The 22,402-nt window shown below is 71.6% G+C and carries 25 protein-coding genes; 7 read left to right on the forward strand and 18 right to left on the reverse strand.

Translation table 11 applies throughout. The annotated features are described in order from the left end of the window. Positions 1–5: 5 nt before the first annotated feature. The 4 genes from ETU37_RS15460 to ETU37_RS15475 all read left to right on the forward strand — a co-directional run bounded on the left by ETU37_RS15460 (position 6) and on the right by ETU37_RS15475 (position 3,064). A complete protein-coding gene (locus tag ETU37_RS15460) occupies positions 6–467 on the forward strand; it encodes a MerR family transcriptional regulator (RefSeq protein ID WP_129988247.1) in 462 nt (153 codons plus the stop codon). An 85-nt stretch (positions 468–552) separates the two neighbouring features. Next, positions 553–1,599 carry an NAD(P)-dependent alcohol dehydrogenase gene (locus ETU37_RS15465; RefSeq protein WP_420819115.1) on the forward strand — a complete coding sequence of 349 codons (1,047 nt, stop codon included), beginning with the start codon at positions 553–555 and terminating at the stop codon, positions 1,597–1,599. Between the two features lie 169 nt (positions 1,600–1,768). Next, positions 1,769–2,623 carry a sigma-70 family RNA polymerase sigma factor gene (locus ETU37_RS15470; RefSeq protein WP_129988249.1) on the forward strand — a complete coding sequence of 285 codons (855 nt, stop codon included), beginning with the start codon at positions 1,769–1,771 and terminating at the stop codon, positions 2,621–2,623. A 99-nt stretch (positions 2,624–2,722) separates the two neighbouring features. Further along, a complete protein-coding gene (locus tag ETU37_RS15475) occupies positions 2,723–3,064 on the forward strand; it encodes an STAS domain-containing protein (protein ID WP_129988250.1) in 342 nt (113 codons plus the stop codon). Between the two features lie 18 nt (positions 3,065–3,082). Here ETU37_RS15475 and ETU37_RS15480 read toward each other — a convergent pair whose 3' ends face one another. From ETU37_RS15480 to ETU37_RS15495, 4 genes are all read right to left on the reverse strand, one after another. Then, positions 3,083–4,675 carry a phytoene desaturase family protein gene (locus tag ETU37_RS15480; protein WP_129988251.1) on the reverse strand — a complete coding sequence of 531 codons (1,593 nt, stop codon included), beginning with the start codon at positions 4,673–4,675 and terminating at the stop codon, positions 3,083–3,085. Continuing rightward, a complete protein-coding gene (locus ETU37_RS15485) occupies positions 4,672–5,118 on the reverse strand; it encodes an SRPBCC family protein (RefSeq protein ID WP_129988252.1) in 447 nt (148 codons plus the stop codon). Before ETU37_RS15485 ends, ETU37_RS15480 begins: the two co-directional genes overlap by 4 nt. Before the next feature lie 177 nt (positions 5,119–5,295). Continuing rightward, positions 5,296–6,321, reverse strand: a complete 1,026-nt coding sequence (locus ETU37_RS15490; protein ID WP_129988253.1) for a YihY/virulence factor BrkB family protein — start codon at positions 6,319–6,321, stop codon at positions 5,296–5,298. Positions 6,322–6,447: 126 nt separating this feature from the next. After that, entirely contained in the window at positions 6,448–7,077 is a 630-nt protein-coding gene (locus ETU37_RS15495) for a hypothetical protein (protein WP_129988254.1), read from the reverse strand. 187 nt (positions 7,078–7,264) lie between these two features. Here ETU37_RS15495 and ETU37_RS15500 point away from each other — a divergent pair, with 187 nt between their 5' ends. Both ETU37_RS15500 and ETU37_RS15505 read left to right on the forward strand, forming a co-directional pair. Next, positions 7,265–7,507: a hypothetical protein gene (locus tag ETU37_RS15500; protein WP_129988255.1), complete on the forward strand. Its 243-nt coding sequence runs from the start codon at positions 7,265–7,267 to the stop codon at positions 7,505–7,507. 278 nt (positions 7,508–7,785) lie between these two features. After that, on the forward strand, positions 7,786–9,090 hold the full coding sequence (locus ETU37_RS15505; RefSeq protein WP_129988256.1) for an HNH endonuclease signature motif containing protein: 1,305 nt from the start codon (positions 7,786–7,788) through the stop codon (positions 9,088–9,090). A gap of 58 nt (positions 9,091–9,148) precedes the next feature. On the opposite strand, the gene ETU37_RS15510 is transcribed toward ETU37_RS15505, so the two are convergent. From ETU37_RS15510 to ETU37_RS15555, 10 genes are read right to left on the reverse strand one after another with little or no spacing between them, the layout of a single operon-like run. Then, complete coding sequence (locus ETU37_RS15510) at positions 9,149–9,451, reverse strand: gas vesicle protein K (RefSeq protein WP_129988257.1); 303 nt, start codon at positions 9,449–9,451, stop codon at positions 9,149–9,151. Further along, positions 9,441–9,680, reverse strand: coding sequence for a gas vesicle protein (locus ETU37_RS15515; protein ID WP_206053967.1), 240 nt, complete (start codon positions 9,678–9,680; stop codon positions 9,441–9,443). The genes ETU37_RS15510 and ETU37_RS15515 overlap by 11 nt, the downstream gene beginning before the upstream one ends. Next, a complete protein-coding gene (locus ETU37_RS15520; protein WP_129988259.1) occupies positions 9,677–10,450 on the reverse strand; it encodes a GvpL/GvpF family gas vesicle protein in 774 nt (257 codons plus the stop codon). Before ETU37_RS15520 ends, ETU37_RS15515 begins: the two co-directional genes overlap by 4 nt. Next, positions 10,443–10,835, reverse strand: coding sequence for a gas vesicle protein (locus ETU37_RS15525; protein ID WP_129988260.1), 393 nt, complete (start codon positions 10,833–10,835; stop codon positions 10,443–10,445). Before ETU37_RS15525 ends, ETU37_RS15520 begins: the two co-directional genes overlap by 8 nt. Next, positions 10,835–11,290 carry a gas vesicle protein GvpO gene (locus tag ETU37_RS15530; protein WP_129988261.1) on the reverse strand — a complete coding sequence of 152 codons (456 nt, stop codon included), beginning with the start codon at positions 11,288–11,290 and terminating at the stop codon, positions 10,835–10,837. The genes ETU37_RS15525 and ETU37_RS15530 overlap by 1 nt, the downstream gene beginning before the upstream one ends. Positions 11,291–11,293: 3 nt before the next feature. Beyond that, on the reverse strand, positions 11,294–11,542 hold the full coding sequence (locus ETU37_RS15535) for a gas vesicle protein GvpG (protein ID WP_129988262.1): 249 nt from the start codon (positions 11,540–11,542) through the stop codon (positions 11,294–11,296). Then, the gene (locus ETU37_RS15540) at positions 11,533–12,318 is read right to left on the reverse strand and encodes a GvpL/GvpF family gas vesicle protein (protein ID WP_129988263.1); all 786 of its coding nucleotides are present in this window, start codon (positions 12,316–12,318) and stop codon (positions 11,533–11,535) included. The genes ETU37_RS15535 and ETU37_RS15540 overlap by 10 nt, the downstream gene beginning before the upstream one ends. After that, positions 12,315–12,719, reverse strand: a complete 405-nt coding sequence (gene gvpJ / locus ETU37_RS24035; protein WP_129988264.1) for a gas vesicle protein GvpJ — start codon at positions 12,717–12,719, stop codon at positions 12,315–12,317. Before gvpJ ends, ETU37_RS15540 begins: the two co-directional genes overlap by 4 nt. Positions 12,720–12,755: 36 nt before the next feature. Then, positions 12,756–13,943: an SRPBCC family protein gene (locus ETU37_RS15550; RefSeq protein WP_129988265.1), complete on the reverse strand. Its 1,188-nt coding sequence runs from the start codon at positions 13,941–13,943 to the stop codon at positions 12,756–12,758. Between the two features lie 6 nt (positions 13,944–13,949). Next, positions 13,950–14,804: a histone protein gene (locus tag ETU37_RS15555; protein ID WP_129988266.1), complete on the reverse strand. Its 855-nt coding sequence runs from the start codon at positions 14,802–14,804 to the stop codon at positions 13,950–13,952. A gap of 174 nt (positions 14,805–14,978) precedes the next feature. On the opposite strand from ETU37_RS15555, the gene ETU37_RS15560 reads away from it, so the two are divergent. Then, positions 14,979–15,479: a hemerythrin domain-containing protein gene (locus ETU37_RS15560; RefSeq protein ID WP_129988267.1), complete on the forward strand. Its 501-nt coding sequence runs from the start codon at positions 14,979–14,981 to the stop codon at positions 15,477–15,479. A gap of 59 nt (positions 15,480–15,538) precedes the next feature. On the opposite strand, the gene narI is transcribed toward ETU37_RS15560, so the two are convergent. The 4 genes from narI to ETU37_RS15580 are packed head-to-tail and all read right to left on the reverse strand — an operon-like array spanning position 15,539 to position 22,392. Continuing rightward, the gene (gene narI, locus ETU37_RS15565; protein WP_129988268.1) at positions 15,539–16,264 is read right to left on the reverse strand and encodes a respiratory nitrate reductase subunit gamma; all 726 of its coding nucleotides are present in this window, start codon (positions 16,262–16,264) and stop codon (positions 15,539–15,541) included. Next, on the reverse strand, positions 16,264–16,989 hold the full coding sequence (gene narJ, locus ETU37_RS15570; protein ID WP_129988269.1) for a nitrate reductase molybdenum cofactor assembly chaperone: 726 nt from the start codon (positions 16,987–16,989) through the stop codon (positions 16,264–16,266). Before narJ ends, narI begins: the two co-directional genes overlap by 1 nt. Then, on the reverse strand, positions 16,986–18,674 hold the full coding sequence (narH, locus tag ETU37_RS15575) for a nitrate reductase subunit beta (protein WP_129988270.1): 1,689 nt from the start codon (positions 18,672–18,674) through the stop codon (positions 16,986–16,988). Before narH ends, narJ begins: the two co-directional genes overlap by 4 nt. Positions 18,675–18,720: 46 nt before the next feature. After that, a complete protein-coding gene (locus ETU37_RS15580; protein WP_129988443.1) occupies positions 18,721–22,392 on the reverse strand; it encodes a nitrate reductase subunit alpha in 3,672 nt (1,223 codons plus the stop codon). Between the last annotated feature and the right edge of the window lie 10 nt (positions 22,393–22,402).

The raw sequence follows: 22,402 nt of genomic DNA on the forward strand, positions 1-22,402 counted from the left end.
ACGACGTGAGTGCACGTACCGCCCAGCACGCCTACACGATCCGGGAAGCCGCGACATTGACCGGCCTGCCGGCCAGCACCCTGCGCTACTACGAGTCCATCGGCGTGATCGCACCGATCAGCCGGGGGGCGAGCAGCAAGCACCGGGTGTACGACGAGGACGACCTCGACCAGCTCATGTGGGTCGCCTGCCTCGCCGCGACCGGCATGTCGGTCGGTGACATGCGCCAGTACATGGCGAACGGGCAGCTGGGTCCCGGTGCCGCCGCTGAGCAGATCGACCTGCTCTCGGCGCAGCAGGAGCGGCTGGAGCAGGAGGCCGAGAGCCTCGCGCTGCGCCGGCGGTACGTCGCCCTGAAGATCGACTACTGGCACGCGGTCGACGCGGGCGACACCGCCCGCGCCGAGCTGCTGAGCGGCGAGGCCCGGGTCCTCGCCGACGAGCTCCAGCGAGCCCGGAAGCAGTAGTCGCCCACGCACCACGACCGCGGACCGCACGGCCCGCCGTCCTGGCGCGCCCATGACCGACCCGGACCACACCAGAGACAAGGAAATCCTCATGCAGGTCAACGCCTACGCGGCACCCGCCGCCGGCCTTCCCCTGGCCCCGACCACCATCGAGCGCCGCGACGTCGGGCCGAACGACGTCCTCATCGAGATCCAGTACGCCGGCATCTGCCACTCCGACATCCACACCGTCAACGGCGACTGGGGCCCCCAGCCGTTCCCGGTCGTGCCGGGCCACGAGATCGTCGGCACCGTCACCGAGGTCGGCACCGGGGTCACCCGCCACCGGGTCGGCGACCGCGTCGGCGTCGGCTGCATGGTCGGCTCCTGCGGCGAGTGCGCGAGCTGCCGCAACGGCGACGAGCAGTACTGCGTCGACGGGATGGTGCCGACGTACGCCGGCACCGACCGCGACGGCAGCACCACGCAGGGCGGCTACTCCACCCACGTCGTCGTCGACGCCGACTACGTCCTGTCCGTCCCCGAGGGTCTGGACCCGGTTGCGGCCGCACCGCTGCTGTGCGCCGGCATCACGACCTACGCGCCGCTGCGGAAGTGGAACGCCGGCCCCGGCACCAGGGTCGCGGTCGTCGGGCTCGGCGGCCTGGGGCACATGGCGGTCAGGATCGCCCACGCGCTGGGCGCCGAGGTGACCGTGCTGTCGCAGTCGCTGAAGAAGCAGGAGGACGGACTGCGCCTGGGCGCCGACGCCTACCACGCCACGTCCGACCCGGCCACGTTCGAGCAGCTGGCCGGCCGGTTCGACCTGATCGTCAACACCGTCAGCGCGCACATCGACGTCGACGCCTACCTCGGGCTGGTCGCCGTCGACGGGACGCTGGTGAACGTCGGCGCCCCCGCGGAGCCGCTGAGCCTCAACGTGTTCTCGCTCATCGGTGCGCGCCGCTCCTTCGCCGGCTCGATGATCGGCGGCATCGCACTCACCCAGGAGATGCTCGACTTCTGCGCCGAGCACGGGATCGGCGCCGAGGTCGAGGTGATCCCCGCGGAGAAGATCAACGAGGCCTACGAGCGCGTCCTCGCCTCCGACGTGCGCTACCGCTTCGTGATCGACACCAGCACCCTGGTCTGACCGGAGCGGGGGCGCCCGGCCCGGACGGATGACCGGGCGCTCCCGTGGTGCCGGCAGCACGATCCGGAGCCCCTCTCGGGTTTCAACCGGACCAGCCTCCGGGTAGGACCCCAGGACACGAACCGCTGCAGAAGATCGGCGGTGACGCTCGAACCTGGGAAGAGCTGTCATGGCCATCCACGCTGCCGAAAGCGCCTCCGCGCCCGTCGGCCCGTCCACCCCGAACACGCCCGCGGCCGACCCCGATCGGGGCACCCGCGAGCCCACCACGGCCGTGTTGCTGCGGCGGGCGCAGGACGCGACCGACGAGGTCGAGCGCAGCCGCCTCCTCGAGGAGGTCGTGCTCCTCAACCTCGGCCCGGCGCGGCGTCTCGCCCGCCGGTACGCCGGACGCGGGGTGGCCGTCGAGGACCTCGAGCAGGTCGCCTACACGGCTCTGGTGCTCGCGGCCCGACGCTTCGACCCGACGTACGGCTCGGAGTTCCTCGCCTACGCGGCGACGTGCATCAGGGGCGAGCTCCGCAAGCACTTCCGGGACCACGCCTGGATGGTCCGGCCGACCCGGCAGGTGCAGGAAATGCAGCCGCGGATCAACGCGGCGCGCGAGGAGCTGGGGCAGGAGCTGGGCCGCTCGCCGCGGCCGACGGAGCTGGCCGAGCACCTCGGCGTGGGGCTCGACGTCGTCATCGAGGCGCTCGCTGCCGACGGGTGCTTCTCGCCCTCGTCGCTCGACCGCCCGTTCGCCGAGGAGGGCTCGGCGTCGCTGGCCGACTCGCTGCCCGCGGAGACCGACGAGTGGCAGGCCGTCGAGGCACGGCTGCTGCTCGAGCCCCTGGTGGCGCGGCTGGACGAGCGCGACCGTCGCATCGTGGAGCTGCGCTTCGTGCACGAGCGCACCCAGCAGGAGATCGCCGACGACATCGGCGTGACCCAGATGCACGTCTCGCGGCTGCTCCGCCGGATCCTCGCCGAGCTGCGCGAGCAGCTGGAGCGGCCCGGAGCGCGCGGGATCACCCACGGCTGAGCGGCGCGACCGCGCAAGAATCGCCAGACCGGCCGGCAGGTGACACACTGACGGCCGGGGCTCAAACAGCGGGCACCGACCTCGCGTCCAGGAGCCCCCATGCACCTCGAGCTGAAACCTGTGTCCGACGACTGTGTCCACGTGAGCATCGAGGGCGAGGTCGACCTGGAGAACAGTGACGACCTGCGCGAGGCGCTCATCCTGGCGAGCGCCCAGGCGTCACGGATCGAGCTGCACTCGGCGGCCCTGACCTTCATCGACTCCGCCGGGCTGTCCGCGCTGATCGCGGGCCACCGCGCCCTCGTCAGCCGGTACGGCGCGGCGGCGACGATCGTCGTCGTCGACCCGCCGCAGCACCTGCAGCGCCTGCTGCAGGTCGTCGGCCTGACCGACCTGTTCCCGAGCGTCACCGCGCAGGACTGTCCGGCGCTCGAGGTCTGACGACCGGCGGGCTCCGGTTCAGCGGCGGCGCAGCAGGCCGCGGACCCGGTCGTGCGCAACGGCCGCGCGAGCGGCGTTGCTGCCGCACGCGCCGTGCACGCCTCCGCCGGGATGGGCCGAGGCCGACGCGAGGTACAGGCCGGGGACGGGCGTCTCGGCCCGGCCCAGCCCGGGCACGGGACGGAACACCAGCTGTTGGTGGAGCTGCGACGTGCCGCCGTTGATGGCGCCGCCGATGAGGTTGGCGTCGCGCGCCTCGAGCTCGCGGGGTCCGAGCACCCGGCGCGCCACGACCCGGTCGCCGAAGCCGGGCGCGAGCGACTCGACCCTGTGCTGGACCCGGTCGGCGAAGCGTTCGAGGTCGTCGTGGTCCCACACGCCCCGAACGCCGCCGTCGCCCGCGTCGCGGGTGGTGTGCTGCGGCACGTGCGTGTAGGCCCACATCGACTCCGTGCCCGTGGGTGAGCGAGTCGGGTCGGCGGTGGTCATCTGCCCGGCGAGGAGAAACGGCCGCGCCGGGACGGCGTTCGCCGACACCTGCCCGAGCGCCTCGGTCATGTCGTCGACCGAGTCCGCGACGTGGACGGTGCCCGGCGCGTGCGGCGGTGGCGACGCCCACGGGACCGGGCCGTCGAGGGCCCAGTCGACCTTGATCGTCGACGGGTCGAGCTCGAAGCGCCGCATGCCGCGTCGCACGCGGGCGGGCAGCTGCTCGTCCGGGAGCAGCCCGCCGTACAGGTGCGGGGCCGCCACGTCGGCGAGCACCGCCTTCCGCGCGCGGTACGCCCGGCCGTCGGCGGTGCGGACGCCGGCGGCCCGACCGTCGTCGACGTCGACGCGGACGACCTCGGCGTTGCAACGGACCTCCCCGCCCAGGCTCTCGGCGCGACGGACCAGGGCCTCGGCGAGCCGGCCGGCGCCTCCTTCGGGAACGGGGTAGCCGACGGTCTGCCCGAGCATGCAGAGCAGCCAGCCCATGAGCCCGGAGCCGGGCGCGTTCAGCGGGATGTCGGCGTGGCCGGCGTTGCCGGCGATCAGCAGCCGGGCGTGCTCACCGCCGAACCGCTGCTCGGCCAGCCGCCGGGCGGGGGTCAGCAGGTCGCGCACGAGGTCGAGCCCGCCGGCGGACCGCAGCCGGGTGAGGGCGGAGACCCCGGCGCGCACGGGCGGGAACGGGGTGAGCAGCGCGCGGACCACGGCGTCGCCGATCCGGTCCCACTGCTCGCAGGTCCGCAGCCACGCGTCGCCGTCCCCGGCGTGGTGCTCGTCGAGCAGGGCGGCGGTGACGGAGCGGTCGCGGTGCAGGGTGGCCCAGGTGCCGTCGGGCCGCGGGTGACCCACGACCGCCGGGGCGTGCCGCCAGCGCAGGCCGTGCTCCTCGAGGTGGAACGCCTGCACCAGCGGCGACGCGGCGGTCAGCGGGTAGAAGGCGCTGAACGTGTCGTGGACGTAGTCGGGGTGGACGTCGCGGTCGCTGCGCACCGCGCCGCCGGGCGACGGCTGCGCCTCCAGCACGAGGACCGACCAACCGGCGTCGAGCAGGTGGTTGGCGGCGACCAGCCCGTTGGGCCCGGCCCCGACGACCACGGCGTCGTACGACTCGGCGGTCATGCCGTGGCGTGCCGCCCCTCGGCGATGAAGCCCAGGCGGCGCAGGCTCTCGATGTTGCGCCAGCCCAGCAGCAGCGCCTCGGCCGGTGCCGGCACGAGCGTGCCGGGTCCGGAGACCGCGGTCTCCTCGAGCACCACCTCGCAGCGGCCGTCCTCGACCGGCGAGAGCTCGATCACGACCTGCGCCTCACCCAGCGGCCAGCCGCGGGCCCGGAGCTCCATCCGGTGACCGTGGTCGACGGCGATCGACTCAGTGGTGTCGTTGATGACCAGGGGCCACACCCCGGCGGAGTGGTGCAGGCGGCTGCCGGGCGAGGGCCACGTGTCATCGACGTCGCGCATGCGCGTCGCGCCCACGACCCACATGGGGTACAGCCAGCCGTCCGACAGCACGGCCCACACGGCGTCCGGCGTGGCGTCCACCACGCGCACGGTCCGACTCATCTCATCTCCCTCGGCTCTCGCGGTGCGCCGGCTGCAGGACGGGCGCACGTGCTGGCCGACCGTCCTCGCGTCCGCCACGGCCTGTCGGTACCCGCTCCGCCCCGAGCCACTCCGTCCCGACGCCACCGATCTGCAGGGATGCTCACGGCGCCTGGGACTGGCCGCGCACGGGTGGGGTCACCGTTCGTCGTCCGCCTGCTGCCGGATCTCGCGGGCCCGGCGCGCGTCCTGCTGCTGGCGGCGCCGGGCCTTCTCGATGCCGGTGTCGTCGCGCAGCTCGAGCTGAAGCGCCTTCTCGGCCGGTCGGCCGTTGCGGAGCTCGCGCACCCGCTCGAGCTCGGCGTTGAGCTCGGCGCCGTACAGCAGGGCCATGTTGGTGATCCACAGCCACAGGAGCAGCACCACCATGCCGGCCAGCGAGCCGTAGACCCGGTTGTACGACGCGAAGTTCGACACATAGACGGCGAAGAGCGCCGAGGCGGCCACCCAGCCGAGCACGGCGACCAGTCCTCCCGCGCCGATCCACCGCAGCCGCGGCAGCTTCACGTTCGGCGTCGCGTAGTAGAGCAGGCACACGGCCAGCGAGACGACCACCAGCACGACGGGCCACTTGAGGATCCGCCAGGCGACCAGGCCGGCGTCACCGAGGCCGATCGCCTGGCCGAGCGCGTCGGCGACGGAGCCGGACACGACGAGCCCGACGGCGACGAGCGTGGCGAGCACCAGCAGGCCCGCGGTCACCAGCGCGAGGTAGGGCCGCAGCCGCCAGAAGGGCCGTCCCTCGCCGACGCCGTAGATCTGGTTGAGCGCCCGGCCGAACGCGCCGACGTAGCCGGACGCCGTCCAGAGCGCTGTCAGCAGGCCGAGCACGAGGGCCAGGCCCGCGACCTGGCGGGCCTCGGCGAGCGTGGTGACCGGACCCTCGACGGTGCTGACGGCGGAGTCTGCGCCGACCTGCTGGAGCAGGTCGAGGAGCGACTTCACCGTGGCGGGACCGTCACCGACGAGGCCGATGAGCGAGAGCATCGCGATCATGGCCGGGAAGATCGACAGGACGCCGTAGTAGGTCAGGGCGGCTGCCTTGTCGGGACAGTCGTCGTCGACGAACTCCTGGCCGGACCGCCTGAGGACGAACCAGAGCTCACCCACCGCGCCGTCCGTCCTGGCCATCCACCAGGTGCTCGCGTCCACCGAGATGCGCATGACAGCCCTCCCCAGGCTCAGTCCCCCGGCACCTGTCCCGTGCCCGAGACGCCGGCCGGCAAACGGCGAAGGACCCGCGGCAGGTGCCGCGGGTCCTCCGTCCGACGTACGTCAGGCTTCGACTCCCTAGGTGCGGAGCAGCGCCAGGATCGCGTTGAGGATCTGCGACACCTGGGTGAGCAGCCCGCCCTGGTCGAGCAGCCCGGTGATGGCGCACAGCAGGTTGCCGAGCAGGTTGCCCGCGCCCGACACGGCGACGATGTTCAGCACGACGCGGTCCAGGTGCACCTGGAGACCCAGAAGGTCGAGGTCGAGCGGCGCCAGGACCAGGCTGAGGACGTCGCACGTGGCACGCGCCAGGGGCGTGGCGCCGTTGGCCGTCGCGACCGGCATCGACACCTTCTGCGAGACGGTGTCGAGCACCCTGCCGTTGCCCTTGACGAGGTCGGCCTGCAGCTTGCCGACGGCGACCAGCTGGCCGCCGACCGTCTTGAACTTCTTGGGCTTGAAGACGCCCTCCACCGTGCCGTTGTTCCCGAACGAGCCGACGACGCGCGACTTCAGCTTGCCGAACTCGTTCTTGTAGACCGGCCCCGTCGTGGCGGCGCTGGTGCTCTGCGCCGTCGCGCCGGCGATTGTGGGCGCGGCGGCCGCGTGCGCGGACGTGGCGACGAGACTGGCCAGCACGGCGGCCACGACCGTCAGGACGATGCTGGAGCGCGTCCCCCTCCAGGAGTGCCCGATCAGCTCCCTCATGTGTTTCCTCCCTCTCCCGTGACGGCCCCGTGCCGCCACCCCGCCGTCGTGCCCCGTTGCCGGATCGCCAAACGAGAAGTTGTCCAGGTGCTGGTACGACGCGCGGCTCGGCGGCGAGCCGTTAGATCTCGCCGCGTTGGGTACGGGGAGGCGACGCAACAGAGGAAACAGGGGAAGGGAGACCCGCATGGCCCAGGAGCAGACCCAGCCGACCGACCCGACCGAGATCGTCCGCAGCCGCTTGCTCGCCACGTTGATGGACAAGGTGAGCGAGGACCCGTACCCGTCGACCACGATGCTCGACACGATCGAGGAGCTGCTCACGCCGGACGACGTGGACGACTACACCGACCTGCTCCTGTCCAAGATCGAGGACGACCGGTTCCCGAGCATCCCGATGATCTACCGGCTGCGCGAGCTGGCCGTCTAGGCGTTGCTCCTTCGGCGCACGGGTTGGGGTGGCACCTGCTCGGCTGCGCCCGTCGCGGGACTGCCGAGGGGGAGCGGCGGACGAGGTGATCGAGGTGTCACAACGCGGGCGTCCGGCTCGAGGTGCGACGCGGTGACCGGGTCCCGGCAGGCCGGCATCGTGCGCACCGATGCGCTGGCCCGCGCGGTCACCCGGGGGGAGCGTCCTCGTCACGAGAACCCGGGTGGGCGGGGGTAAGCACGACCGAGAACTGTCGGTGCTCGGTGGTCGAATGAGTCATGGCAGCGACCCCGGCACCCGAGCAGGCGGACTCCCCCGCCGCGGTGCTGGCTGCCGTCCGCGCGGCGCGCGAGGCGGCTGATCGTGAGGAAGCCCGGATCCTGGCGCTGGCGGTGGACTGGGCGGCTATGCACTCCCCCGACAGTCTCGACCCGCTCGGCGCCGCACGGCCGCTCACCCTGGCCGGCCCGGGGACACCCGCAGTGGACGAGTTCTGTGTCGCCGAGCTCGCCGCCGCGCTCCGGATCAGCACCGACGCCGGGCGGTCGTTGCTGGCCGAGGCGGTCGAGCTCGCTCACCGGCTCCCCCAGACCTGGCGGCGGGTCCGCGCCGGTGACCTGCCGGCCTGGCGGGCCCGTCGGGTCGCCCGCTCCACCCTTGCGCTGACGGGCGAGGGTGCTGCCTTCGTGGACCGGCACGTCGCCTCCTTCGCTCACAGGGTCGGGCTCGCGCAGCTCGACCGGCTGGTCGAGGAGGCCCTGGTCCGGTTCGAGCCCGACCTCGCCGACGCCCGCCGCCGCGCGGCCGCCGACGGTCGGCACGTCACGGTGCACACCGACCAGGTCGGCTACAACGGCACCGTCCACCTCGAGGGCGACCTCGACCTCGCCGACGCCCTCGACCTCGACGCTGCCCTGATCACCGGAGCGGCTCGGCTGGCCGACCTGGGCTGCACGGACTCGCTCGACGTGCGCCGCGCGCACGCGCTCGGTGAGCTCGCCCGCGGCACCGACCCGACGCTGGAGTTGCCGGTCCCCGGTCGCGAGGTCGTGCTGCACGTCCACGTCACCCCGGACGCGATCACCGACCAGCCAGGCACCCATCTCGCCCGGGTCGACAACACCCGTTCCTTCGTCGACGCCGACCAGGTCCGCACCTGGTGCGGCACCCCCGGCACCACCGTCACCGTCCGGCCAGTGCTCGACCTCGACGAGCACATCAGTAGCACCGCCTACGAGACCCCCGACCGGCTCGCCGAACAGGCCAACGAGGTCGACGAGACCTGCGTCTTCCCCTGGTGCTCGCGACCGGCGTGGTCGGCCGACTGCGACCACGTCCACCCGCATGCCGAGGGCGGGACCACCTGCTCCTGCAACATCGCCCGGCTGTGTCGCCGGCACCACCGGCTCAAGACCCACACCGCCTGGCACTACACGGTGCTCGAACGCGGCAGCTACCTGTGGACCAGCCCGCACGGACTGGGATTCCTCCGCGACCGCACCGGAACGACCGACGTCACTCCGGGATCAGGGCCGCGACGCGAGACGACCGTCGGCCACCTGCTGCTCGTCCCGGACCCGTAGCCACCGTGCCCCGACACCCCGCTGCCGGCGGCGGGTTCGGCACGTCCACGGCGGCCCGCTACTCCGACAGGAGTGTCCCGAGCGGGCCCAGGTCGATGTTGAGGTCGGCCGTGGTCAGGTCGTACTTGCCCTTGAGCTCCTCCATGGCGTTCTCCAGGTGCATGAGGCCGAGCCCCAGCTCCTCGACCTGCTCGTCGGTGAGGTCGCCCTCGTCGACGCGGCGCAGGGCCTGCTTCTCCATCAGCTGACGCACCAGCTCGATGATGGTGAGCACCAGCTTGAACAGGTCGCGCTCGACCGACTCCGAGTCGGTGGCGAGCCGCTGCGGCAGGATCCGGTGGGCGGGCAGGTCATCCGTCACCGGATTCCACTCCTTCCGCCGGCGCGTTCCCCAGCATCGGCGCGGCTCGCATCTCGGCGCGCACCGAGGTGATCAGGGCGTGCAGCCGGACCTGCACCAGATCGACACCGGCCAGCGAGATGGTCACGTCGCCGGCGAGCACGACCCCGGCGCCGAGCAGGCGGTCGAGCAGGTCCACCAGCGCGACCTGGCCGCGCGGCTCGACCCGGTCGGGAGCGGAGGTCGTCACGCCTCCTCCAGGGTGGCGAAGGAGTACGGCGGCCACGGACCCGCCACGAGCACCTCGGCTCCCTCGGCGGCGCCCGCGAGCTCCTGGGCGACACCGGCGAATTTGTCCGCGTCCTCGTCGTCCACCAGGAACGCGGCGTTGAGGGTCATCGTGCCGGTCAGCCCGGACAGCCGCGCGTCCTGCGGCCTGAGCCGTCGACCGGCGACCGCGACCTCGGCCAGGCCGTGGTAGACGTCGTCGGCGCGACGCAGCGCGGCATCCTCGTCCTGGGCACGCTGCTCGGTCTCCTGCCGCTTCCGCAGGAGGTACGCCGCCCCGGCGCCGGGACTCGTCGAGTCCCCTCGCTCGCCCCCCGACGTCGCCGGCGCCCGGTCCCTCTCCACGACCTTGACGCTCCACTCGGCGCGCCCCTCGACCCGGTCGAGCGCGGCGACGAGGCCGTCGTGCCACTCGTCGAGCCGGCGGCGTACACCCGCGTCGGCCAGGCACACCGTGGCCAGCCGCAGCGGAGCCGTCGGACCGAGCTCGGCCACCGCGCGCACGACGTCGTCGTGGCCGCGCGCGACCCGCTCGAGCCAGGCGAGGTCCTCGAGGTTCTTCCGGAGCGCGTCCTCGTCGAACTCGTCCAGGTCGACGTCGCTGACGACCGCGTCGAGCCCGCGGTGCGGGACAACCTCCAGCGGAGCGTCGTCGAGGCCCGTGCGGCCGGCGAGGTCCGCGGTCGTCACACCGCGGGTCACGGCGTACAGGTAACGGGCGCGGTCAGCCACTGCTCCGCCTCCGCGACGACGACGAGGACTTGCTCTCCTCGGTCGTGGTCGCCGGCTCCTGGCTCGACCCCGACTCCAGCGCCTCGAGGCGCTCCCGGAGACGGCGGTTCTCGTCGGCGAGACCCTGCTCGCTCGTGGTGAGCATCGGGTCGTTGCGCCACCAGTCGATGCCCATCTCGGCCGCCTTGTCGACGGACACGATGAGCAGCCGGATCTTCACGGTCAGCAGCTCGATGTCGAGCAGGTTCACCCGGATGTCGCCGGCGATGATGATGCCCTTGTCGAGCACCCGCTCGAGCACGTCGGCCAGGCTGGACGGGTTGGAGTACCCGGGTCCGGAGGCGGGAGCGGCGTACCCGCGAGCGGGAACGGCAGGCTCGCTCATCAGGACCTCCCATCCTCCGGCGTCCCTCGGACGTAGCGCCGGAGCCTACGGTAGCCGTCGATCTCCCCGTCCTCGTCGAGGGTCAGCTCGTAGGTCGCGAGCACGTCGGTGGTGTCCGGGATCCGACGAACCTCCAGCACGTCCACCTCGACCACCCATCCGTCGTCGGTGCGCTCCAGGGCCGTGATGCCCTCGACGTCACGGCCGGTGAGCTCCACGAGCCGCTGGGCGGCCTCCGCCGCGATGGTCATGCCGGAGCGGCGGCGCGGCGCGCTCGCGCGCGGCGCGGAGCTCTTGGCCGGGGCCTTCTTCGCGGCCTTCTTGGCCGGTGCCTTCTTGGCCGACTTCTTCGCCGGAGCCTCCTCGGCGGTCGACTTCTTGGCGGTCGACTTCTTCGCCGGGGCCTTCTTGGTGGCCTTCGTGGCGGTCTTCTTCGTCGCCTCGTCGGTGGCCATCGGTCATCCTTCCCGGCTCGGTCGCGTGCGCGCGACCATGAGCCTCTCGACCAGCTCGTCCTCGAGCCTGGTCGCCTCGTCGTCGGTCAGGTCCCCCGCGGTGCGCGCCCGGTCGACCGCCTCGATCTGCTCACGGATGCGGGCCGGGTCGTACAGCTCGTCCTCCGCCTGCTCGCGGATCTGCTCGGCCACCCACACGACGCCGCGCACCGGGGCCAGTGGCAGGCCGAGGATGCCCGTGATCAGGCCCACCAGTCACCGTCGACGAAGTCGTACGGCGGCACCGGCCCCATCAGCTGGAACCTGGCCCGCTCGTGCATGGCCTCCGCGAGCCCCTCGAGTGCGTCCTCGAGCTCGGCGCGCCGGGCGTCGTCGACGAGGAGCGCGACGTCGAGCAGGTGGTCGACGTCGCCCCGGTCGCGCAGGTCGTAGGAGACGACGTGCGGCAGGACGAGCCCGAGCACCATGTCGGCGTCCTGCGCGCGCTTGCGCTCGAGCACCTGCGACACCAGCTGTCCGAGACGGACCCGGTCACCGTGCGCGACGTCCTCGGGCACGCCTCTCGTGCGCTCCCGCAGGCGTGCCACGTCGGCGTCCTCCGCCACGACCTCAGCGAGCACGACGTCCTCGTGGTAGGTCACCCGCAGGTTGAGCTGCGTGCGGTCGCGCAGCGCCTCCAGCAGGCCCGCCCAGCGCTCGCCCTCGGGGCCGAGGAGCTCGTGCGTCACGGTGTCCACGTCGCCCAGGATCGAGCCGAACTGGACCGGCACCACCGGCCCCGTCTCGGCCAGAGCCTCGAGGACGCGGCTGTGCGCCATCACCTCGGCGCGACGACCGGGCGGCCGTTCGAGCGCGACCGGGCTGACCGCCGCCGCCACGTCACCGTGCGCGACGAGACGGACCGGCACGTCGTCCAGCCCGGCCAGGCCGGGCGGGACACGCGCGTCCCCGGCCTCCACGATGCCGTAGACGTAGACGCCCGTCGTGGAGGTGTCGATCTCGTCGGCGACGAGCACGGCTCCGCTCACGCCTCTTCTCTCCGGCGGCTGCGCGAGGACTTCTTGGCGGGCCGGCGACCCTCGTCGTCGTCACCGCCGGTGAGCGCCTTCTTGGCGCCCTTGACCGCGCCGCCGACCTTCTTGGCGGCGCCGGACTCCTGCAGGTCACCGATGGCCTCGGTGAGGTCCTTGCCGCCCTTCTCGTACAGGTCGAGGCGGTTGGTCGCCTCCGCGAAGCGCAGGTAGGTGTCCACGCTCGCGATGACGATGCGGGCGTCGATCGTCAGCAGCTCGATGCCGACGAGGGAGACGCGCACGTAGGCGTCGATCACGAGGCCCTTGTCGAGGATGACCTCGACCACGTCGGCGAGGCCGCTCGGGGCGGGGCGTTCCAGGTAGCCGCCGCTACGGCGTTGGCTGGCGACAGTCATGTCAGAGTCGTCCTTCCGGTGCAGGGGGTACGTCGGTCATCGGGCCCGGCGACGTCGCCGCGGCTTCTCCTCGGGCTCTTCCTCGGGCTCTTCCTCGTCCTCGGGCTCCTCCTCGGCGTACTCCTCGTCCTCAACGTACTCGTCCTCGGGCTCGTCCTCGGCGTACTCCTCGTCCTCGGGCTCCTCCTCGGCGTACTCCTCGTCCTCGGGCTCCTCCTCGGCGTACTCGTCCTCGGGCTCCTCCTCGGCGTACTCCTCGTCCTCGGGCTCCTCCTCGGCGTACTCGTCCTCGGGCTGCTCCTCGGCGTACTCGTCCTCGGGCTCGCCGTCACCCTCCTCAGACTCGTCGTACTCCTCGTCGGGGCTCTCGTCCTCGGCCTGCTGCTCCTCCTCCACGACCTCCTCGTGGCTGCGCACGACCTCGCTGTCGTGGATCTCGCCGCGCCAGCCCTCGACCTCGTCGGTGTCGCCCTGCAGCAGGGAGACCATCACGTGGCGGCGGAAGTGCTTGAGCTCGAGCCGGGCGCGACGGCCTTGCGCGCGCCAGAGGTTGCCGGTGCGCTCGAAGAGACCCTGCGGGTAGTACTCGAGCACGACCAGGACGCGGGTGAGGTCGGGCGTGATCTCGTGGAACGTCACCGCTCCGTCGACGTGCCCCTTCTCGCCCTGCGAGCGCCAGACGATCTTCTCGTCGGGCACCTGCTCGATGATCGTGCCCTGCCACTTGCGGTGGGACCAGAAGACCTGGGCGCTGAACTCGACCTTCTCGTCCTCCTGCTGGTCGACGCCCTTGACCTTCTTCATGAAGCCCGACCAGTCCTGGAACTGCGTCCACTGGTTGTAGACGAGCGAGATCGGCGCGCCGATGTCGATCTCCTCGATGATGCTGGTGGAACGCGTGCCCTTTCCGCCCTTGTTGCCACCGCCCCCGCCGATCTTCTCCTTGACCTTGTCCTTCACCCCGCCGAGGCCACCCACGAGGGCGCCCTTGACGGGGCTGCCACCCGTCGCGCCCTCCTTGGCGGCCTTCTTGGCGGCCTTGCCCACGACACCGCCGCCGTCGGCGACGTCGGTGAGCCGGCCGGTGAGGTCGGTCAGGCGCTGGCCGGCGGACTCGACGGCCTTCTCGCCGAGCATGCCGAGGCCGGAACGGATCTCGTCCTTGAGACGGTCGACGGGCAGCTCGTCCAGCACGCCCTTGAGTCCGGTGTTCTTGTCAGCCATGTCGGGTCACCGCTTCCTCGTCGAGCCGCTGCGCGATGCGGTGCGCTTGCTCGTGCTGCTGGAGCTCGACTTCTTCGCAGGCGCCTTCTTGGCCGCGGTCTTCTTGGCCGGAGCCTTCTTGGCCGTCTTCTTGGCCGCGGAGGTCGTCTTGGTGGCCGTCTTCTTCGCCGGCGCGGACTTCTTCGCCGCCGCCGTCTTCTTGGTGGCGGTCTTCTTCGCCGGTGCCGCCTTCTTCGCGGCGGTCTTCTTCGCGGGCCTGCTCGCGCTCGAGGCGGCCTTCTTTGCCGTCTTCTTCGCGGCGGCGGACTTCTTGGCCGCGGTCTTCCTGGCGCCACTGCTCGAGGGCGCGGACCGCTTCGACGGAGGTCGCTTCCGGGGGGACCGGCGGCGCGGCCTTTCCTCGGGCTCCTCCTCGGCCTCGTCCTCGGCCTCGTCCTCGGGCTCCTCGAGCTCCTCGGGCTCCTCGTCCTCCTCGGCCTCGTCCTGCTCGCCCTCGTCCTCCGCCTCGTCGTAGTCGTCGTACTCGTCGTCGTACTCGTCGTCCTGCCCGGGACCGAGCGCCAGGCGCTCGGAACGGTCGCGGATCGTGTCGCTCAGGCTGTCCATCCGCGAGTTCGCCGTGGCGATCGCGGCGGACCGGGCGGCGTCGAACAGCTGTCCGCGGACCTGGTCCGACAGACGTGACAGCTCCTCGTTGCCGTCGATCAGCTTCTGCGCCTGCTGGAGCAGCGCGCGAGGATTGGTGGCGATGCGTTTGCCGGCGATCATGCTCCCGACGGTGATGGCCAGCTTCAGCTTCTTGCGGCGCCCGAGGAGATAGCCACTGGCTACTCCGAGCGCGACTTTTCCTGCAGCACTCATCGTTCTCCCTCCGATTCCTTCCCGAACGTCGGCGTACCCGGACCACACCCCAGCAAACGTGCGCACTGGACAGTGCCCGGTGGGAAGCGACCACCGCGGAGGTCTGCGAATGCGGTTCTACGCGGCTGGGTACGGGCCTCCGGTAAGTGTTCCTGGGGGGTCGGGGAGGCCGACGTGAGCAATGACGCCATCGTGCTGCTGCGCGAGGACCACAAGGAGATCCGGGAGGTCTTCAAGCAGTTCCAGAAGGCCGAGGACGGGTCGAGCACCGCGCGCCAGCGGCTCGTGGACCGCATGATCGAGCTGCTGACCGTGCACACGTACATCGAGAACGAGGTCATGTACCCACGGGTCCGCGAGCTGCTGCCCGAGCTCGAGGACGACGTGCTGGAGTCGTACGAGGAGCACCACGTCGCCGACGTCCTCGTCCTCGAGCTGGCCTCGATGAAGGCCGACGACGAGCGGTTCAACGCCAAGACGACGGTGCTCATCGAGAACGTCACGCACCACATGAAGGAAGAAGAGGACGACTGGTTCCCGAAGGTCCGCGAGGGCCTCGGCCGCAAGGCCCTGCAGGAGCTGGGCGACGCGCTGCTGAAGGCCAGGAGGAAGGCCCCGCGCCGCCCGTCGGACCCCAGCGCGCTGAAGAAGGCCGTCGACGCGTTCATCACCTGACGACGGGCTGCTCCTCGGCCGTCACGTGTCGGCAACGGGTGAACGGGCCGGTCGTCGCGTCAGCCGACGCGCTCCCAGCCTCGACGCTGCCGGCGGCTGCCCAGCTTCGGGTCCCGGCTGCGGTAGACGATGTACGGCCGGGTGAGGTAGCCGACCGGCGCGCTGAACACGTGTACCAGCCGGGTGAACGGCCACAGCGCGAAGAGGCCGAACGCGACCAGCGCGTGCAGCTGGAAGCCGATCGGGGCGTCGGCCATCAGCGAGGCGTCGGGCTGGAAGGCGAGGAACGAGCGGTACCAGACCGAGACGCCCTCGCGGTAGTTGTACTCGCCGCCGACGGTCAGGATCGACCCGGCGATGGTGTTCCACATGCCCAGCACGATGACCACGGCCAGGAACGCGTACATCACCTTGTCCATCACCGTGGTGGCGGAGAAGACCGGCCCGACGGTACGCCGGCGGTAGATGAGGATCGCCATGCCGACGACCGCCATCAGGCCGGCGACCAGGCCGCCGATGACCGCGACCACGTGGTAGGTCTCGTGGCTGACGCCGAGCGCGTCGGTCCAGGACTGCGGCACCAGCAGGCCGAGGACGTGCCCGCCGACGACCCCGAGCATCCCGAAGTGGAACAGGGGTGAGCCCAGCCGGAGCAGCCGGTCCTCGTAGAGCTGGGACGAGCGCGTGGTCCAGCCGAACTTGTCGTAGCGGTAGCGCCAGAAGTGCCCGACGACGAACGTGGCGAGGCACAGGTACGGGACGATGACCCAGAGGAAGACGTCCATCAGCGGTCCCCTCGCGACGTAGATGTGGTCGGAATGGTCGGCATGGGCAGCGCGACCGGTCCGGCCGGGGCGGCGGGACCGGCGTCGAAGCCCGGGGTGGCGTACGGCGTCAGCCCGACCTCCTCCTCGGGGGGCCCCTCGGCGGCGAGGCGCCGGACCGCGTCGTGCTCGTCGCCGCGCAGCGGTGGCAGCGTGGCGACGACGGCCTCGACGGCGCCGCTCCACCGGGAGCCACTCTCTGCCAGGGCGAGGCGCAGCAGCTCGAGGCCGGCGCGGTGGTCGAGGATCAGCCGGCGGCCGGCGTCCTGGTCGATCGTCGCGGCGAACTCCAGCACGACGCACAAGTGGTCGGGCAGCTCGTCGTCCGTCGGGTCGAACCCCGCGGCGAGGTAGGTCTGCTTGAAGCGCAGCAGCGCCACCCCGCGCTTGCGCGTGTCCCCGTGCGCGAAGTAGGTGAGGAACAGGTTGTGCCGCCGCCGGCTGTCGAACGTCTCGACGTAGTCGGCCGCCAGGTCCTCGACGGGCGTGCCGTCCAGCGCGTCGACCGTCGCCAGCAGAGGCCCCCCGACGCGCTCGGGCAGGACCGCGACGGCCCGCCGGGCGAGGTGGAGCCGGTCCGGGAGGGACTCGTCGGGGTAGTCGAGCAGCAGGGACGCGGACTGCCAGGCGAGCGTCAGCTGCTCGGCGGTGAGCACGTCGCGGCGTGCGCCCAGGCGGATGCTCATCGCTGGTCAGCCCCGTCCGGGTGCTCGGGGGAGCCGGCGTCGTCGGGACGTGGCGGGAACAGGCCCCGCGGGCTGCCCTTGCCGTCCCAGTTGAGCAGGTTGACCCGCGCGGTCTTGTCCGCCGGCGCGGCCAGGCTGTCGGCGGTCTGCCGGTCCTGGAGCATCTGGAAGTTCTCCACCGCGATCGGCGTGAGGGCGCCGGACCCCTCACCGAACGGTCCCGACATCCCCGGACCGCCCTCGTAGTCGAGCGCGCACTCCGTCGCGATCTCCTCCAGCGAGTGCGCCTGCTCGGCGTGCGCGGGCGGGATGACGTACCGCTCGTCGTACTTGGCCAGCGCGAGCAGCCGGTACATGTCGTAGACCTGCTCCTCCTCCATGCCCACGGACGCGGGGATCGAGGCGTCGGGGTCGCGGCCGAGGTTGATGTCGCGCATGTAGGCGCGCATCGCCGCGAGCCTCTTGAGCACCCGCTCCACCGGCGCGACGTCGCCGGCGGTGAAGAGCTCGGCAAGGTACTCGACCGGGATCCGCAGGGCGTCGATCGCCGCGAACAGGTTGCCGGAGTCCTCGGCGTCCTCGCCGGTGTCGCGGACGACGTCGACCACGGGCGACAGCGGCGGGATGTACCAGACCATCGGCATCGTGCGGTACTCCGGGTGCAGCGGGAGCGCCACCTTGTAGGTGTTGATGAGCGCGTGGACCGGCGAGCGCTGCGCGGCCCGGACCCAGTCGTGCGGGATGCCGGCGCGCTCGGCCTCGCGCACGACCTCGGGGTCGTTCGGGTCGAGGAGCACCGAACGCTGTGCCTCGTAGAGGTCGTGCTCGTCGGGCGTCGACGCCGCCGCAAGAACCCGGTCGGCGTCGTACAGGACGAGCCCGATGTAGCGCAGCCGGCCGACGCAGGTCTCGGCGCAGACCGTCGGCAGACCGACCTCGACGCGCGGGAAGCAGAACGTGCACTTCTCCGCCTTGCCGGTGCGGTGGTTGAAGTAGACCTTCTTGTAGGGGCAGCCCGAGACGCACATCCGCCAGCCGCGGCAGCGGTCCTGGTCGACGAGCACGACGCCGTCCTCGGTGCGCTTGTAGATCGCACCGCTGGGGCAGGACGCGGCGCAGGACGGGTTCAGGCAGTGCTCGCAGATCCGCGGCAGGTAGAACATGAACGTCTGCTCGAACTCCATCCGCACCTGGTCGGAGACCTTGCGCAGCACCGGGTCGTTCAGGGCGGTGGCGGCGGAGCCGCCGAGGTTGTCGTCCCAGTTGGACGACCACTCGATCTTCATGTCCTTGCCGCTGATGAGCGACTTGGGCCGCGCGACCGGGGTGTGCTCCTGTGCGGGCGCGTCGGTGAGCGTGGCGTAGTCGTAGGTCCAGGGCTCGTAGTAGTCCTGGATGGACGGCATCTTCGGGTTGGAGAAGATCGTCGCGAGCTTGCGGAGCCGGCCGCCCGCCTTCAGCGCCAGCCGGCCGCGCTTGTTGAGCTCCCAGCCGCCCCGCCACTCCTCCTGGTCCTCGTAGCGGCGGGGGTAGCCCTGTCCCGGGCGGGTCTCGACGTTGTTGAACCAGACGTACTCCGTGCCGGTCCGGTTGGTCCACGCCTGCTTGCACGTCACCGAGCAGGTGTGGCAGCCGATGCACTTGTCGAGGTTCATCACCATCGCCATCTGGGCCATGACCCTCATCAGTAGGTCACCTCCGCCACTCGGCTGGTCGAGCCTGTCGAGACCACTAGTAGGTCACCTCCTGCGAGCGCTTGCGGATCACGGTCACCTCGTCGCGCTGGTTGCCGGTGGGACCCAGGTAGTTGAACGCGAAGGCCAGCTGCGCGTAGCCGCCGATGAGGTGGCTGGGCTTGACCAGGATCCGGGTCAGCGAGTTGTGGATGCCGCCGCGCTTCCCCGAGGTCTCGGCGATGGGTACGTCGATCAGCCGGTCCTGCGCGTGGTGCATGTAGACCGTGCCCTCGGGCATCCGGTGCGACACGATCGCCCGCGCCACCACGACGCCGTTGCGGTTGACGGCCTCGATCCAGTCGTTGTCCTGGACGCCGACCTTCGCGGCGTCGCGGTCGGACATCCAGATCGTCTGGCCGCCGCGGGAGAGGGCGAGCATGAACAGGTTGTCCTGGTACTCCGAGTGGATGGACCACTTGTTGTGCGGGGTCAAGTAGCGCAGCGTGACGCCGAGCTCCCCGGTGCTGCCGAGCTCGGGCTCGGCGAAGAGCGCGCCCATGTTCAGCGGGGGCCGGTAGACCGGCAGGCTCTCGCCGAGCTCGGTGATCCAGTCGTGGTCGAGGTAGAAGTGCTGGCGGCCGGTCAGCGTGTGCCAGGGCTTGAGCCGCTCGACGTTGATCGTGAACGGCGAGTAGCGGCGGCCGCCGGTCTCGGAGCCCGACCACTCGGGCGAGGTGATCACGGGCACGGGAGCCGCCTGGGTGTCGGCGAAGGTGATCTGCTTCCCCTCGTGCTCGGCGGCCAGGTCGTGCAGGGCCGTGCCGGTGCGCATCTCGAGCGTCTTGAAGCCCTGGGTCGCCAGGTGCCCGTTGGTGGTGCCGGACAGGGCGAGGATCGCCTCGCAGGCGTGCACGTCACGCGCCAGCGACGGCCGGCCCGCGGCCGCGCCGCCGCGCACGGTGCCGTTCTTGGCGCGCAGGTAGTCGATCGACGCGGTGACGTCGTACGTCACGCCCTTCGTCGTCGTGCCCAGCTTGTCCAGCAGCGGACCGAGCGCCTGCATCTGGTCACCGACCGCGGCGTAGTCACGCTCGACGGTGACGATCTTCGGCATCGTCACCCCGGGCACCGGGTCGCACTCGCCGAGCTTCCAGTCGCGGACCACGCCGTGCGGGTTGGCCATCGCGTCGGGGGTGTCGTGCAGCAGCGGCACGGCGACGACGTCGGTGCGGGTGCCGAGGTGCCCGGCGGCGAGCTCGCTGAACTTCGTCGCGATCGTCTGCCAGGCGTCCCAGTCGGTGCGGGTCTGCCACGGCGGGGCGATGGCGGGGTTGAACGAGTGCACGAACGGGTGCATGTCGGTGGTGTTGAGGTCGTGCTTCTCGTACCAGGTGGCCGCGGGCAGCACCACGTCGGAGAACACGGTCGTGCTGGTCTGCCGGAAGTCGAGGCTGAGCAGCAGGTCGAGCTTGCCGTCCGGCGCCTCGTCGTGCCAGACGACGTCGCGCGGTCGCTGGCTCTCGCCGGCCTCGGTCGCGCGCAGCGAGCTGTCGGTGCCGAGCAGGTGCTTGAGGAAGTACTCGTTGCCCTTGCCCGAGGAGCCGAGCAGGTTGGCCCGCCAGATCGCCAGCACGCGCGGGAAGTTCTCCGGGGCGTCGGGGTCCTCGGCCGCGAACCGGAGGGAGCCGTCGCGGAGCCGGTCGACGACGTGCTCGGCGACGGGTCGTCCGGACTCGTTGGCCTCGTCCGCGAGGTCGAGCGGGTTGCGGTCGAAGGTCGGGTACGACGGCATCCAGCCCATCCGGGCGCTCTTGGCGATCACGTCGGCGGTGCTGAGCCCCGCGAGCCTGCCGGTACCGGTGGCGGCCGCGACGGTGTCGGCGGAGAAGGTGTCGTAGCGGAACTGGTCGGTGTGCAGGTACCAGTACGCCGTGTGGATCATCTGCCGCGGCGGGCGCTTCCAGTCCAGGCCGAACGCGAGCTGCGCCCAGCCGGTGATCGGCCGGCACTTCTCCTGGCCGACGTAGTGCGCCCAGCCGCCACCGTTGACGCCCTGGCAGCCGGTCAGCGTGGTCAGGCCGAGGAAGGCGCGGTAGATCGTGTCGGAGTGGAACCAGTGGTTGGTGCCCGCGCCCATCAGGATCATCGAGCGGCCGCGTGACTCCTCGGCGTTGCGGGCGAACTCCCGCGCGATCCGGGCGGCGGCCGCGGCCGGGACGCCGGTGACGGCCTCCTGCCACGCCGGGGTGTACGGCGCGGTGGCGTCGTCGTAGGACGAGGCGTAGTCGCCGGCGAGGCCGTCCCGGCCCACGCCGTACTGCGCGAGCATCAGGTCGAAGACCGTCGTCACCAGCCGGTCGCCGACCTGGCGCACGGGCACCGCGCGGCGCAGCGAGCCCGGCGTGCCGTCGACGTGGTCGAAGCGCGGCAGCTCGACCAGCACGGACTCGGCGCCGGGCTCGAGCAGCGAGAGCAGCGGGTCGACGTCGCCGAGGTCGAGGTTCCAGCGGCCGGCGCCGGTCTCGCCGAACCGGTGGCCCAGGGCGCCGTTGGGGACGACCGGCTCGCCGCTTCGACCGTCGAGCAGGACCGGCTTGAAGTGCGCGTTCTCGACGTCCTCGTGGGTGAGCAGGTCGGCGGCGGTGAGGAACTTGCCCGGCCGGTGGGCGTCGCCCACCGCGTCGAGCGTCACGAGGTAGGGCAGGTCGGTGTAGCGCTTCGTGTAGTCGGTGAAGTAGGGCGTCTGCCGGTCGACGAAGAACTCCTTGAGCACGACGTGGCCCATCGCCATCGCCAGCGCGCCGTCGGTGCCGGGTGCGACCGCGAGCCACTCGTCGGCGAACTTCACGTTGTCGGCGTAGTCGGGCGAGACCACCACGACCTTCTGGCCGCGGTAGCGGGCCTCGGTCATCCAGTGCGCGTCGGGCGTGCGGGTGACCGGCACGTTGGAGCCCCACATGACGAGGTAGCCGGCGTCCCACCAGTCGCCCGACTCCGGGACGTCGGTCTGGTCGCCGAACATCTGGGGCGAGGCGACCGGCAGGTCGGCGTACCAGTCGTAGAAGGACAGCATCGAGCCGCCGACCAGCGACGTGAACCGGGCACCCGAGGCGTGCGAGACCATGGACATCGCGGGGATCGGCGAGAAGCCGGCGACGCGGTCGGGGCCCCACTTCTTGATCGTGTGCACGTAGGCGGCCGCCACCATCTCGACCGCCTCGTCCCAGGTGGCGCGGACGAGGCCGCCCTTGCCGCGCGCGGCCTTGTAGGCGCGGGCGCGCTGCGGGTGGTCGACGACGTGCGCCCACGCGGCGACCGGGTCGCCGTGCTGCCGCTTGCCCTCGCGGTACATGTCGAGCAGCACGCCGCGGACGTAGGGGTAGCGCACCCGGGTGGGCGAGTAGGTGTACCAGGAGAACGCGGCCCCGCGAGGACACCCGCGGGGCTCGTACTCCGGCTTGTCGGGACCGACCGACGGGTAGTCGGTCTGCTGCGTCTCCCAGGTGATGATGCCGTCCTTGACGTACACCTTCCACGAGCAGGAGCCGGTGCAGTTCACGCCGTGCGTGGAGCGCACCACCTTGTCGTGGCTCCACCGGTCCCGGTAGAAATCGTCGGCCTGTCGGCCACCCGTCCGGGTCAGCGTGCGCAGGTCGTCGGAGACCTCGCCGCGCCTGGTGAAGTAGCGCCGGCTGCGGACCAGCGCGTCGGTCAGGGACCCGTCCATGCCCGGCTCG

This window comes from Nocardioides iriomotensis (assembly GCF_004168035.1).
Taxonomy (GTDB): domain Bacteria; phylum Actinomycetota; class Actinomycetes; order Propionibacteriales; family Nocardioidaceae; genus Nocardioides_B; species Nocardioides_B iriomotensis.